This window comes from Suttonella sp. R2A3 (assembly GCF_021513215.1).
GTDB lineage: Bacteria > Pseudomonadota > Gammaproteobacteria > Cardiobacteriales > Cardiobacteriaceae > JAHUUI01.
In genome coordinates this window covers 544,476-557,698 of the sequence record NZ_CP090975.1, presented here as the reverse complement: position 1 = coordinate 557,698, position 13,223 = coordinate 544,476, and the positions used below count along the sequence as shown (strand labels likewise).

General features: G+C 48.9%; 17 protein-coding genes. 12 read left to right on the top strand and 5 right to left on the bottom strand.

The window, feature by feature from the left end:
- Positions 1–18: 18 nt before the first annotated feature.
- Positions 19–495, bottom strand: coding sequence for an SsrA-binding protein SmpB (gene smpB / locus L0B52_RS02660; protein ID WP_235064995.1), 477 nt, complete (start codon positions 493–495; stop codon positions 19–21).
- A gap of 66 nt (positions 496–561) precedes the next feature.
- Between smpB and L0B52_RS02655 the strand changes: the two genes are divergently transcribed.
- Both L0B52_RS02655 and L0B52_RS02650 read left to right on the top strand, forming a co-directional pair.
- Positions 562–990, top strand: a complete 429-nt coding sequence (locus tag L0B52_RS02655; protein WP_235064994.1) for a type II toxin-antitoxin system RatA family toxin — start codon at positions 562–564, stop codon at positions 988–990.
- Positions 983–1,261: an RnfH family protein gene (locus tag L0B52_RS02650; protein WP_235064993.1), complete on the top strand. Its 279-nt coding sequence runs from the start codon at positions 983–985 to the stop codon at positions 1,259–1,261. The genes L0B52_RS02655 and L0B52_RS02650 overlap by 8 nt, the downstream gene beginning before the upstream one ends.
- Before the next feature lie 29 nt (positions 1,262–1,290).
- On the opposite strand, the gene L0B52_RS02645 is transcribed toward L0B52_RS02650, so the two are convergent.
- Genes L0B52_RS02645 through L0B52_RS02630 form a run of 4 tightly spaced genes read right to left on the bottom strand, consistent with a single transcriptional unit; the run spans position 1,291 to position 4,846 of the window.
- Complete coding sequence (locus tag L0B52_RS02645) at positions 1,291–1,785, bottom strand: YbhB/YbcL family Raf kinase inhibitor-like protein (RefSeq protein ID WP_235064992.1); 495 nt, start codon at positions 1,783–1,785, stop codon at positions 1,291–1,293.
- A 48-nt stretch (positions 1,786–1,833) separates the two neighbouring features.
- Positions 1,834–2,580 (bottom strand): amino acid ABC transporter ATP-binding protein, encoded by a 747-nt coding sequence (locus L0B52_RS02640; protein WP_409202298.1) that lies wholly within the window; start codon positions 2,578–2,580, stop codon positions 1,834–1,836.
- The gene (locus L0B52_RS02635) at positions 2,577–3,683 is read right to left on the bottom strand and encodes an amino acid ABC transporter permease (protein ID WP_235064991.1); all 1,107 of its coding nucleotides are present in this window, start codon (positions 3,681–3,683) and stop codon (positions 2,577–2,579) included. The genes L0B52_RS02640 and L0B52_RS02635 overlap by 4 nt, the downstream gene beginning before the upstream one ends.
- Positions 3,680–4,846, bottom strand: coding sequence for an amino acid ABC transporter permease (locus tag L0B52_RS02630; RefSeq protein WP_235064990.1), 1,167 nt, complete (start codon positions 4,844–4,846; stop codon positions 3,680–3,682). Before L0B52_RS02630 ends, L0B52_RS02635 begins: the two co-directional genes overlap by 4 nt.
- A gap of 157 nt (positions 4,847–5,003) precedes the next feature.
- Here L0B52_RS02630 and L0B52_RS02625 point away from each other — a divergent pair, with 157 nt between their 5' ends.
- The 10 genes from L0B52_RS02625 to L0B52_RS02580 all read left to right on the top strand — a co-directional run bounded on the left by L0B52_RS02625 (position 5,004) and on the right by L0B52_RS02580 (position 13,214).
- Positions 5,004–5,675 (top strand): AzlC family ABC transporter permease, encoded by a 672-nt coding sequence (locus L0B52_RS02625; protein WP_235064989.1) that lies wholly within the window; start codon positions 5,004–5,006, stop codon positions 5,673–5,675.
- Positions 5,668–6,000: an AzlD domain-containing protein gene (locus tag L0B52_RS02620; RefSeq protein ID WP_235064988.1), complete on the top strand. Its 333-nt coding sequence runs from the start codon at positions 5,668–5,670 to the stop codon at positions 5,998–6,000. The genes L0B52_RS02625 and L0B52_RS02620 overlap by 8 nt, the downstream gene beginning before the upstream one ends.
- Before the next feature lie 46 nt (positions 6,001–6,046).
- Complete coding sequence (locus L0B52_RS02615; RefSeq protein ID WP_235064987.1) at positions 6,047–6,526, top strand: peroxiredoxin; 480 nt, start codon at positions 6,047–6,049, stop codon at positions 6,524–6,526.
- A complete protein-coding gene (locus L0B52_RS02610; protein WP_235064986.1) occupies positions 6,483–7,361 on the top strand; it encodes a hypothetical protein in 879 nt (292 codons plus the stop codon). Before L0B52_RS02615 ends, L0B52_RS02610 begins: the two co-directional genes overlap by 44 nt.
- Complete coding sequence (locus L0B52_RS02605) at positions 7,339–8,397, top strand: homoserine O-succinyltransferase (protein WP_235064985.1); 1,059 nt, start codon at positions 7,339–7,341, stop codon at positions 8,395–8,397. The genes L0B52_RS02610 and L0B52_RS02605 overlap by 23 nt, the downstream gene beginning before the upstream one ends.
- Positions 8,394–9,284, top strand: a complete 891-nt coding sequence (gene rarD / locus L0B52_RS02600; protein WP_235064984.1) for an EamA family transporter RarD — start codon at positions 8,394–8,396, stop codon at positions 9,282–9,284. The genes L0B52_RS02605 and rarD overlap by 4 nt, the downstream gene beginning before the upstream one ends.
- The gene (locus L0B52_RS02595) at positions 9,274–9,510 is read left to right on the top strand and encodes a hypothetical protein (protein ID WP_235064983.1); all 237 of its coding nucleotides are present in this window, start codon (positions 9,274–9,276) and stop codon (positions 9,508–9,510) included. The genes rarD and L0B52_RS02595 overlap by 11 nt, the downstream gene beginning before the upstream one ends.
- Positions 9,511–9,515: 5 nt before the next feature.
- A complete protein-coding gene (locus L0B52_RS02590; protein ID WP_235064982.1) occupies positions 9,516–9,941 on the top strand; it encodes a polyhydroxyalkanoate synthesis regulator DNA-binding domain-containing protein in 426 nt (141 codons plus the stop codon).
- Between the two features lie 165 nt (positions 9,942–10,106).
- Positions 10,107–12,011, top strand: a complete 1,905-nt coding sequence (speA, locus tag L0B52_RS02585; RefSeq protein WP_235064981.1) for a biosynthetic arginine decarboxylase — start codon at positions 10,107–10,109, stop codon at positions 12,009–12,011.
- Between the two features lie 12 nt (positions 12,012–12,023).
- The gene (locus tag L0B52_RS02580) at positions 12,024–13,214 is read left to right on the top strand and encodes a saccharopine dehydrogenase family protein (protein WP_235064980.1); all 1,191 of its coding nucleotides are present in this window, start codon (positions 12,024–12,026) and stop codon (positions 13,212–13,214) included.
- Positions 13,215–13,223: the final 9 nt, after the last annotated feature.

The following is a 13,223-nucleotide window of genomic DNA, read 5'->3' as shown; positions in this document are numbered from 1 at the left end:
GGGTGTGATGAACGATTATTATTGATTATTCGCTTTCATCACTCGGGCTTTTTGCCGCTGCCAGTCGCGGTCTTTTTTGACCGCACGTTTATCAAACGATTTTTTACCTTTAGCAATGGCGATGTTGACCTTAACATAGCCATTTTTCCAATACAGATTTACTGGCGCCAGCGTATAGCCTTCGCGCTCCACCGCACCAATCAGCTTACTGATTTCATGACGATGCAACAGCAGTTTGCGTGTGCGTGAAGGATCTGCGAGCACATGCGTAGACGCTGCCGGTAGCGGATTGATGTAGGCGCCGAATAAAAAGACTTCGCTATTTTTCACTAAAATATGACTTTCTTTGATCTGAATGCGCCCAGCACGTAACGCTTTGACTTCCCAGCCTTCTAAGGCAATACCTGCCTCAAAGTGTTCCTCGAGAAAATAATCGTGAAACGCTTTTTTATTGGTCACAATGTTGTTGTCGTGCGTTGGCTTTTTCTTACTCATGTTGTGTCGTCTGGGTTGTGGTTTTACAATGTCCTGGTTAAGACACTGTCAGTAAAGGACGCTATTGTGCCACAAATCCGCAAGTCGAAAAAATTACCACATACGGCAGCGCAAATGTTTGACTTAATCGCTGATGTCGATAAATACCCAGAATTTCTACCTTGGTGCAGCGCAGCGAAGCTTGAAAAATACGATGATGAAGAAATTATCGGTACCCTCACTGCGCAAAAAGGGGGCTTTAGTAAAACATTTACTACCCGTAACCGCTATCACTATCCAGACTGGATGAGCATTGAGCTGGTCGAAGGGCCTTTTAAAAAGCTCAATGGTCGCTGGAATTTTACCCCGAGTGGTGATGGCGGCTGTGTGGTGGATTACCGTATGGAATTTGAAGTTCCTTTTCTGTTAGCACCGATTTTAGGTGGGTTGATGGAATATATGGCGAACACTATGGTTGAGTGTTTTGCCAAGCGCGCCAAGGTGATTTATGGCTGATACGCTACAAGTGGAAGTGGCTTATGCTGAACCGAAGCGACAAAAAATCATCCGTATAATAGCCAATGAAGGGATCACCGCGGAGCAGGCAGCGTCGCGCTCAGGGATTGTGCGTTTTTTCCCGGGGTTAGATTTGACCGATGCAGAATACGGGATTTTCAGCCAGCCGTGTGAGCCCGATACGGTGCTGCGCGATGGTGATCGGGTCGAGATTTATCGACCCTTAATCGCTGATCCTAAAGAAATGCGTCGCCAACGCGCCAATCGCTAAGCAGCATCACCCTGAGTTTTACCGATTAATTAACGGCCGTAGTAAGCGGTAAAGCTTGCCTGCGCGAGGGTGTTACCGAGCACATTAAATCCAGCAAACGCGGTCGTTGCGTTCTCTGGCAATTCGAGTCGATCGACACCAAGCGCATAGACGGTAAAAATATAGCGGTGTGGCTTATCACCTTGTGGCGGAAACGCGCCAACAAAAGCTTTTTGCGCAATGTCGTTGTTCATTTGCCGCGCACCGCTTGGTAGCTGCGGGGACGCTGGGTTACCCGCGCCTGCTTTAAGATGGGTGCAATCAGCAGGTAGGTTAATCACATACCAGTGCCAAAAACCTGAACCGGTCGGTGCGTCGGGATCATAGCAGGAAATAGCGAAACTTTTTGTACCTTCCGGTGCGCCTTGCCAATGAAGCTCTGGCGATTGATTATCGCCGCTATAGCCCCAATCGTTAAAAACATGGGTATTCGGGAGCGTATCGCCGTCTTTGATGGTCGGGCTGGTGAGAATAAACTGACTCATGGTTAACTCCTTTTGATGGTGCAAGGTTCAACGCTTAGGGTAGCGCGCCTAGCCGTGGTGAATCAACTGGCTTAAAAATGCTTGCGCGCGAGGGTGCTCTGGATTGGTGAAAAACTGCTCTGGTGGAGCGGTTTCCATAATCTCGCCTTTATCCATAAAAATCACCCGATCGGCTACCTGGCGGGCAAAGCCCATTTCATGGGTCACACACAGCATGGTGATGTCGCTGTCTTCGGCGAGTTCAATCATCACATCAAGCACCTCTTTGATCATTTCTGGATCAAGCGCTGAGGTAGGCTCATCAAAGAGCAACACATCGCAGTCCATACACAGCGCACGCGCAATCGCCACCCGTTGCTGCTGGCCGCCGGAAAGTTGTCCGGGGTATTTTTCTGCCTGTTCACCAATACCAACGCGTTCGAGAATTTGCCGTGCTTTAGCCTCTGCCTCGCGTTTAGGTTGTTTATTGACCCAAATCGGGCCAAGGGTGAGGTTATCGAGGATGCTGAGGTGTGGAAACAGATTAAATTGCTGGAACACCATACCAACTTTACGGCGTAAGTTGCGCGTTTGTTTGGCTGATTTATTGAGCAACTCACCAGCCACATGAATGCGGCCTTCTTGATAGTCTTCGAGTAAGTTAATACAGCGAATCAGCGTCGATTTTCCCGAACCAGAAGGTCCACAAATCACCAGGCGTTCACCTTTTTCAACGCTCAGGTTGATGTCTTTTAAAGCGTGAAAGTTGCCGTACCATTTATTGAGGTGTTCGATGTGAATAATAGGGTCGTTCACTTGCGGCGCTCCGGTGAAAAATAGCGTTCGAGGGTGTAGCTGGTTTGGCTCATGCCATAACAAATCAGGAAATAAACCAGTGCGGTAAAGGCGTAGCCTTCAATGCCATAGCCTAACCACTCTGGATCTTGTGAGGCAGAATGGACAATACCAAGAAAATCATACAAGCCAATAATCGACACTAAGGTGGTGTCTTTGAGCAGGCCAACGTAGGTGTTGGTGATGCCGGGGATGACAGTGCGTAGCGCCTGCGGCAAGATGATTAAACGCATTTTCGCCACATAACTGAGACCAATACTATCTGACGCTTCGTACTGACCACGATCGATCGCCGCCAGACCGCCGCGCACCACCTCCGCCATATACGCTGAAGCAAAAAGCGCCACGCCAATCAGCGCACGCACCAGATTATCAACGTATAAACCGCCGGGCAAAAACAGCGGCAACATGCTCGAGGCCATAAACAATACCGTAATCAGCGGCACGCCTCGCCAGAGTTCGATAAACGCGGTGCATAGCCAATGAATCACTGGCAGCCTTGAACGACGGCCGAGCGCCAATAAAATCCCCAGCGGCAGGGAAAATAAAATCCCGGCTGAAGAGACGACTAAGGTAAGCATCATGCCGCCCCAAAGCGAGGTGGGTACGGTTTTTAAGCCCAGTGTGCCGCCTTTGAGCAGCGTCCAAGAAACAATCGGCATCAAAACCATCGTCGCAACGATTGCATAAAAGCGTTTATTACCCTTGCTCAGCACAATCGCCAGTACAGCCAGCGGTAAGAGCACTAAAAAGACCACATTGACTCGCCAACGCGCATCTGTTGGATAAAAGCCATACATCAGCTGCTGCCAGCGATTGGCAATAAAGACCCAACACGCGCCGCCGCTATCGCAAGCCTCGCGGCTTTCTCCGCGGAAATTGGCGCTAAATAAGACCCAATCAAGCAATGGCGGCATGATGCGATACAGTGCGTAGAGGCTAATCAGGGTTAGGGCTGTGTTGAGCCACGATGAGAATAGGTTATGGCGCAACCAGGCGATGATTCCGCGGTCAATGGCTGGCGGTTTGCGGTTGGGTAAATACTCAACGTGCTCTTCGTTCATCGGCTGACCAACTGTTTACGGCGATTATAGGTATTCATCAACAGGGCAATGATCAGGCTGATGGTGAGATAGACCGCCATCGTCATGACAATAATCTCAATCGAGCGACCGGTTTGGTTAAGCGCGGTGCCAGTAAATACCGACACTAAATCGGGATAGGCGATCGCGGTTGCGAGTGAAGAATTTTTGACAATATTGAGGTATTGATTGGTTAGTGGCGGAATGATCACACGTAGCGCCTGGGGCAAAATCACCAAACGCATACTTAAGCCACTACCCAGACCAATCGCGGCAGCGGCTTCGTATTGACCCTTGCTCACTGCTTGAATGCCAGCACGCACGTATTCGGCGACATAGGCGGCGCTGTATAAAGTGAGCGCTAACCAGAGCGCAGCAAGCTCTGGCAGAATCGTTAATCCACCACGATAGTTAAAACCCTTGAGCTGGGGCAGGCTGTAATCATCAGCGCCCATTTGACTAAACCAAAATAGCGGTGCAATGGCGAGCAGGACGATAAACCATGGCCATAGGCGCCAGCGTTTGCCGCTTTGCTGTTGGTGGCGTTTCGCTAGCCACCATAAAATGACCATCACGCCGACACTGACCAGCGCGAGAAGCACGGCAATTAATGTGGTTTGCGTCCATAGTGGTTTGGCGAGATCAAGTCCTCGATTGGTTAATGCGGCGAGACAGCTGTTTTCGGCATCACAACCTAACACCCAATCGCTCGTGCGTGGTGAAGGTAGGACCGCGAGGACGGCGAAATACCAAAAAAACAGCTGTAGCAATAAAGGGACGTTGCGAAAAACCTCAACAAAGACTGCGGCGAGTTTGCGCAGTAACCAGTTAGGTGAGATACGAATGATGCCAATCACAACGCCAATCAACGTGGCGGTGATGACCGATAAGGCGGAGATGAGTAAGGTGTTAAGTAGACCCACCCAAAATACGCGTAGATAAGAGTCGCTGCTGTCATAGCGAATGAGTGATTGGCTGACCGGAAAGTTCGCTGGATCTGAGAGGAAATCAAAGCTGATGTGTTGCCCGATACGGCTTAAATTGCCCTGCACATTACTACCGATCCACACGACAAAAACAATCACCATTGCTGCTAAAGCAAGTTGGAAAAGGTGGGCGCGCAATGGTAGGCGAGTATGCTGCATGGATTAATATCGTGTTAAGCAAGTTTCTATTAAAGCATGCTCATGCGCTTTGCGGCAAATTATTACCAATAAATAGACTATTGATGAACGTTAAGCAATGGTGGGCTGTGTCTTGACGAGCCTTTTGGCTATACTGCCTGTTTTTTAGGCTGAAAAGATGAAACACAATCTTTGGCGGCAGGCCTTGGTGTTGTCGCTGCCGGTGATGATGGGGTATTTGCCGCTTGGTATGGCCTACGCCGTATTATGGGTTAAGGCAGATTTACCCTGGGCGTATGGGCTGCTTGCCAGTGTGTTGCTCTATGCCGGGGCGATGCAGTTTTTATTGGTTGGTCTCTTTGCAGCTGGTGCAGACTTGGCGCAGATTGCTTTAGTGACTTTGGCGGTGAATGTGCGCCATGTATTTTATGGCCTGTCGTATCCGGTTGCGGCATTATTGTCTTATCGTTGGGCACGATATTACGCGATGTTTTCGCTTACCGATGAAGCGTATTCTCTGGTTGCGCAGCAGGGTGAGGACGCTGATGGGGCATTGTTGTTGCGCATTCAGCTGTTGTGTCAGTCTTATTGGGTGCTCGGCAGTGCTTTAGGCTTAGGGCTGGGGATGCTCATTCCGCCGTCAGTCATTGGCTTTGATTTTGCCTTGTCCGCGCTGTTTGTCGTACTGGCGCAGGCGCATTTCTATCACCACAATCGACGCTTGGCGATGTTGATGGGGTTAGTGGCGATGATTTTCGCCTTTGCCTTATTTGACGATCAAATGTTGAGTATGGCGATCGTGGGTTTTCTTGTGTTGCTGATCTGGCATCCGAGGGCGCGTTATGTCTGAATCTTCGCTGTATTTACTCGCCGGTATTGTTATCTCAGCATCGCTCACCTTTGTTTTGCGCGCCTTTCCCTTTGCCTTGATGCGTGTGGCTAAACGCTACGACGGTATCTTTCGCTTTCTCGGACAAGTCATGCCGCCGGGGATGATGGTGATTTTAGCGCTCTATGCGGCGCTATCGCTTAAATGGTCGCAGCCAGCGCAAGGTTCGATCAGCGCGCTGGCACTATTATTGGTGGTGTTGGTTGAACACCGCACGCGACAACCGTTGCTTAGTATTGGAGTTGGTTTGGCCGTGTATGTGGCCGGACAAAGCGTATTGGCTTAACTAACGCTTTAAGGCACAATGGCAAAAAACGTTGAGGAACTCAGTTATGGCAGAACACGTTAATCTCGAAGCTTTAGCAGGGAAACAGTGGTCATGTACCGGTGAAAGCAGCTTTAGCGTGGCTGATTTATCCGGGCAGTGGACAGTGCTGTATTTTTATCCTAAAGACGCCACGCCGGGATGCACCACGCAAGGTTGCGATTTTCGCGACCGTTACCCCGATTTTACGGTGCTCGATGCACAGGTTTTTGGCGTGTCACGCGATTCAATCGCCTCACACGAGCGCTTTAAAGCGAAACAAGATTTTCCGTTTGCGCTGATTAGCGACCCCGATGAAACCTTATGCCGCGCGTTTGACGTCATCAAAGAAAAAACGCTGTTTGGCAAAAAAGGTTTTGGTATCGAGCGCTCGACCTTTTTACTCAACTCACAAGGCCAGGTGGTGCGCGCGTGGCGAAAAGTTAAAGTGGCCGGGCACGTGGATGCCGTCGCCGAAGCACTCAAGCTTGCACAGCAAGGTGGTTGACGTGCATCGCTCAATCACACTGCTTGGGACTTCTGGAGTGGGTAAAACCACGCTAAGTCATACCCTTATCGATAGTGGTTGGTTTCATTATTCTGGTGATTACCGTATCGCCACGCAGTATTTATACGATGAAATCAATCATTGGCTTGAAGAGGTGGCGCGACAGCAACCGCTGCTCGCCTCACTTTTTAACGCGCAAGCGCTCACGATGCAAGCGCACATCACTGCTGATAATTTGCGCGCTTTGTCGGCGTTTATCGGTAAATTAGGCAAAGATGGCCATGATTATACGACCTTTACCGCGCGACAAAGACTTTTTGCGGCAGCAGAAAAGCGAGCGATGCTCGATTTTGCGACCTTGCGCGCCCAGGCCGCTGAGCAAGGTGATTATTGTGGCTTTATCAATGATGCCGGCGGCAGCTTGGTGGAATATATTGATGATGAACCTTTGATGGATTTTATCTGTAGCCAAACGCTGCCGGTGTATATTCACGCCGATGATAGCTTAAGTGAAGAGCTTAAAGACCGCGCGATCGCTTATCCTAAGCCGATGTGCTACGACCCACAGTTTTTAGAGCAGATGATTGAGGGTTTTAAAAGCGAATCAGGCATGGCTGAGGCTAATGATTTTGAGGCGGATGCATTTTTGCGCTTTGTCACCCCACAAATGCTGCAACACCGCCAACAGCGCTTTAACCAATTATTAGCGCGTGCTGGCGTGCAGCTGGAAGCGCGAGAGGTTTGGTTGGTGCGCGATGGCGCGGATTTTGACGAACTGTTAGCGCGCGCCTGTGCCGAACAAGGGAGGAGCCATGCCTTTAGTAGCGCATCGTGATTTGGAATCCTTGGCGCGAATTCGCGCTGAAGGGCAGGAAGTGCTCGACGTTGAGCGCGCCTTGCATCAGGATATTCGCGAACTCCATATTGGCTTGCTCAATATCATGCCTGATGGCGCGCTAAAAGCCACTGAACGACAGTTTTTACGCCTCATTGGCAACTGTAACCGCATTGCGCAGTTTTATGTGCATATCTTTACTGTCCCTGGTGTGCCGCGTAGTGAAGAGATGCAGGCCTATATTGATCAGAACTATGAATCGTTTGATACGATTAAAGCGGAAGGGCTTGATGCGCTAATTGTCACCGGCACAAACCCGGTGCACGATGATTTTGCTGATGAGCCGTTTTGGCCACACACTCGAGACGTGTTGGCGTGGGCAGATCTGCATGTTTCCTCAGTGCTCTGTTCATGCTTGGCATCGCATGCTGCCTTTGAACATTTTTATGGCCTCAAGCGAGAACCGCTGGCAGAAAAACTCTTTGGGGTGTATAGCCACCGGGTATTAAATCGCACGCATCCTTTACTCTCGAATATTAATACCCGCTTTGATATGCCGCATTCGCGGCGTAATGATGTCAGCCAAGCAGCGCTGGAGAGTAAAAGTGTGCCTGTGTTGGTGGCTAGTGAGGCAGCCGGTGTTGCTTTATCTACGTCATCTGATGGGTTTAAGCGTATTTATTTACAAGGTCATCCCGAATATGACGAGCAAAGCTTGCTGAAAGAATATTGTCGCGATGTACAGCTGTATTTTGACGGCGAACGTGAGGACCTGCCGCAACCGCCGCTGAATTATTTCTCACCACGCGGATTAGAGATTCTCGATGGCTTTATCAATGATGTAAACAGCGATATGCGCAGTTTTCCGCTTGAAGCATTGGCTGAGGAAATCGATATTACCTGGCGCGATACCGCGAAAGCGATTTTTGCTAACTGGCTGGGCTTTGTGTATCAGTTGACTCACCGCGAACGGACGATTCAATTTATGGATGGTGTTGATCCGAATGATCCACTAAATTTAGCGGGGCACAAATGAATACCCGCTGGCCAGCAATCGCCGCCATTTGGTGCTGTTTTTTGGTTTGGGGGCTGTTCCCTATTTATTTTCGTGCGATGGATGCCATACGCAGTGATGAGTTCTTATATGCGCGGATTGTGACTTCTGTGGTGTGTTTAATTGGCTACTTTATCTATCAAGGTCGACTACGCAAGATCTGGGTAGAAATATTGCGTCCAACGATGCTGGTGCGCTGCGCCATGACTTCATTGTTTCTCGCCTGTAATTGGTATGTTTATATTTGGGCGATCCAAAATAATCAAACTATAGAAGCCAGTTTAGGCTATTTTATTACCCCGATTTTTAATGTGTTGTTTGGTTTTTGGCTGTTTGGTGAGCGTATGGGGCGCTTGCAATGGATGGCGGTAGCACTGGTTTTTCTCGGAGTGATTTATCAAATCGTGATGCTTGGGGTTGTGCCATGGGCATCATTTGGTATTGGTGTGGCGTGGGCAATTTATGGCGGTCTGCGTAAGAAATTCGGCATCGCACCGGTAACTGGCTTATTCACCGAACTGTTGATTTTATTGCCGCTGGCGCTACTTGGCTGGGCGTTAATCTATGCGGACGGACAAGGCTTTAATTATCATGGTCATATGGGTTTACTCATTGGTATGCTATTATCGGGCTTGACCACTTTGGTGCCCTTGCTGCTATTTTTATACGGCGTGAGCCAGTTATCGATGACCACAGTGGGTATGACACAATATGTGACGCCAACCATCCAGTTCCTTATCGCGGTATTTTTATTTACAGAACCGTTTGGTATCCACCGTTTGGTGAGTTTTATTTTGATTTGGATTGGTCTGGCGCTATATAGTGTGCATCTTTTTAGCACCTTCAAAAAGGCAAAACATGTTTCATAAAATTGTATTGACGACAGCGGTTGCATTAACCATAAGCGCTTGTGGGGTGATCGATGGACGTGGTGCGGGCTCGCACAATCTCTCACGCGGAACCTGCGAAAACATCAGCATCTGCGAGCAAGGGCAAAGCGATTGCCGTGTGCGTAAAGACACGATGACCCAAAATCATTGCGAGATGGTTGGCGGCACATTTACCCCAGCGAACCACGATAGCGGCTGGCTCTAAAGATCGTGAGTGCACGCGAAATCAAAAAGTACGCCAACCGGCGGCTTTACGATAGTCAGGACAGTCAATATATTTCGAGCAGTGATATCCGCGCCATGCTTGAAGATGGTGAAACGCTTAGTATTATTGATTCACGTAGCGGCAACGACATTACGCGCGCCGTGCTTTTAAACCTCCTCGCGGAATCCGACCAAGAAGGCACAAAAACCATCCTTAGCCAGCAAATGCTTGGTGATTTACTGCGCTATGACGACCCTTTGCTCGCGGGGATGGTAGGCGTTTATTTAGAGCAGTGTTTTGCCTTATTGATTGAACATCAAGACCAACTCCACAGGCTGATGCATGATTTTGACGCGCCAAGCCCGCATGCGTTGATTGAGCAACTCATCGACGCGCAGCGCCAGGTAATCAATAAATTTTCTCAGCATTAAACACGCTGAATTTTCTCCGACAGATTCAATGAATCACTGTAAAAACAGTGTGCGCGGTTGATAAGGATGTTTGCGAGGTGCGGCAATGTTAAAATACTGCAGGGATGCTTGTTATTAGCGAATAAGGTGCATACACTTGCGCAAGATTTAACTTGAGGGTTTGCGGTGAGTCAAGAAGATTGGACAATACAGGATGCGGATGATCTTTACCGTGTCAGCGGTTGGGGATCAGGCTATTTTCATATCAATGATGCAGGACAGCTGGCGGTGCGTGTGCCGCAAGCAGAAGAAGTGTCTGTACCGTTAGTGGATTTAATTGAAGGTATGGAAGCGCGAGGCCATATGATGCCGGTGCTATTGCGCGTACAAAACTTACTCGAAAATCAAATTCGCCTGATTAATGAAACGTTTGCTAAGGCTATCGAAGATAGCAATTACCGCGGGGTGTATCGTGGTGTCTTCCCGATCAAGGTGAACCAACAAGCACAAGTCGTTGAAGACATTGTCCGCTTTGGTGAGCCGTATCAGCATGGGCTGGAAGCAGGCTCAAAAGCGGAATTAATGATCGCGCTCAGTATGCTGAAAACGCCAGGGCCGCTGATTGTTTGTAATGGCTATAAAGACCGAGAATTTGTTGAGCTGGGTTTGGGGATGCTCAAACTGGGCTTTAAAGTGATTTTTGTGATTGAGACGCCTTCGGAGTTACCGATTATTGTCGAAAGCTCAAAGGCGATGGGCATCAAGCCGATCATTGGTGTGCGCACTAAGCTCTTTTCGCACGTTTCTGGGCACTGGAACGATACCAGTGGTGATCGTTCGATGTTTGGTTTGAATGCCAGTCAGCTGGTTGGGGTCATCGATGGCTTGAAAGCGGCTGGTATGCTCGACTGCCTGCAGTTTTTGCATTATCACCTCGGCTCGCAGATTCCTAATATTCGCGATATCCGTACCGGTGTGCGTGAGGCGTGTCGCTATTACGTTGAATTGGTCGAAGAGGGCGCACCGATGTGTTATCTCGATCTGGGCGGTGGTTTGGCGGTCGATTATGACGGCAGTCGCAGTAGTGCAATTCATAGCCGCAACTACGGCCTGGAAGAATATTGTGTCGATGTCGTGGAAACAATTCAGTCGGTGCTTGATGAGCAAGGGATTGAACACCCAACGATCGTTACAGAATCCGGGCGTGCAACGGTGGCGTATTCGAGTATTTTATTGTTTAATATTCTCGATCAAACCGGCTTTAGCGATGCACAGTTGCCGCCAAAACGCGACGACGAGCCCAACCGTATGCTGCGCAATTTATATTATAGCTATGACACCTTGAGTGAAAAAACCGTTCAAGAATGTTTTAACGATGCGGTGTATTTTCGTGATGAAGCGCGCGATTCGTTTATGCGCGGTTTGCTCGATTTACGCACCCGCTCAGAAGTTGAGCAGATCTTTATGGTGATTATGGCGGAAGTGCGCAAGATCGCTGAGCGTAATCCCGATGCGCTTTCAGAGCCGGAAGTGCTCAAAACGATGCTTGCCGATATTTATTACGGCAATTTCTCGGTGTTTCAATCATTGCCGGATGCGTGGGCTATTGATCAGGTATTCCCGGTCTCGCCTTTGCATCGTTTAGCAGAACGTCCAACGCGGACGACGATTATTGCCGATATGACTTGTGATAGCGATGGCAAAATCGACCGTTTCCCCGAACAGGGCGAGATGTCGCGTGTGTTACCCCTGCATGCGCTGAAATCGGATGAAGAGTATTATTTGGGCGCTTTTTTGGTGGGCGCATATCAAGAAACGCTTGGTGATTTACACAACCTATTGGGCGATACCCATGTGGTTTCGGTGTATATCGACGAAGACGGCAGTTATGAATTTGTCAATGAGGTTGAAGGCGACTCAGTGGCTGATGTACTGAGTTATGTGGAATATCATCCGCAGCATTTGCTGAAAAACTTTCGTAAAACTGCTGAAAAAGCGGTGCGTGATGGCACGATTAGCGCCGCTGAGCGTCAGCGCTTGGTCGGGGCTTTTGAAGCCGGGCTGCGCGGTTATACGTATTATGAACAATAGAAGGAGAGCAAAATGGCTCATGTATTGATTATTGGCGCCGGTGGCGTGAGTAATGTGGTGGTGCATAAATGTGCTGAGGCGAGCGAGACGTTCCAAGAGATTACGCTGGCCAGTAGAACGCTGAAAAAATGTAACGACATCGCGCAAGCGGTGAAGAAAAAATACGGTGTGACGGTAAAAACGCGCGAAATTGACGCCGATAACGTTGGTGCGATGATCGAGCTGATCGAAGAGATTAAGCCCGATTTGGTGATGAATATCGCACTGCCGTATCAGGATCTGCATATTATGGATGCGTGTTTGGCGACCGGTGTCGATTATCTGGATACCGCCAACTACGAGCCGCCAGAAGAAGCGAAGTTCGAATATAAATGGCAGTGGGCGTATCAAGAGCGCTTTAAGGAAAAAGGGATTATGGCGCTGTTAGGCAGCGGTTTTGACCCTGGGGTGACCAATGTGTTTACCGCCTATATTAAGAAGCATTTGCTCGATGAGATCCATGAGCTCGATATTATTGATGCCAATGCCGGCGATCATGGTCTACCGTTTGCCACTAACTTCAATCCAGAAATTAATATTCGCGAAGTGACCGCCGAAGCGAGGCATTGGGAAGATGGTGACTGGGTGGTTACGCCTGCGCTATCGAATAAACGCAGCTTTGATTTCCCTGCTGGTATTGGTGAGAAGAACATTTATATGATGTATCACGAAGAGCTTGAATCTTTAGTCAAGCACTTTCCGGAAATCAAACAAGCACGTTTTTGGATGACCTTTTCTGATAATTACCTCAACCATTTGAAGGTACTGGAAAATGTTGGCATGACTGGGATTGAGCCAGTAATGTATGAGGGTAAAGAAATTATCCCGATTCAGTTCTTAAGGGCTGTTCTGCCTGATCCAGCCTCGCTTGGCCCACGCACGAAAGGTAAAACGTGTATTGGCTGTGTCGCTAAAGGCGTTAAAGATGGTCAGGAAAAAACCGTTTATGTCTATAACATTTGTGATCATGAAGCGTGTTACGCGGAAGTTGGCTCACAGGCGATTTCCTACACAACCGGTGTGCCAGCAATGGTTGGGGCAAAAATGATGCTCGAAGAGACTTGGCAGGGCGATGGTGTGTTCAATATGGAACAATTTGACCCTGATCCATTCTTAGAAGCGTTGTCTGCATACGGCTTGCCTTGGCAAGCAACCGAGCTTTAAAACACACTG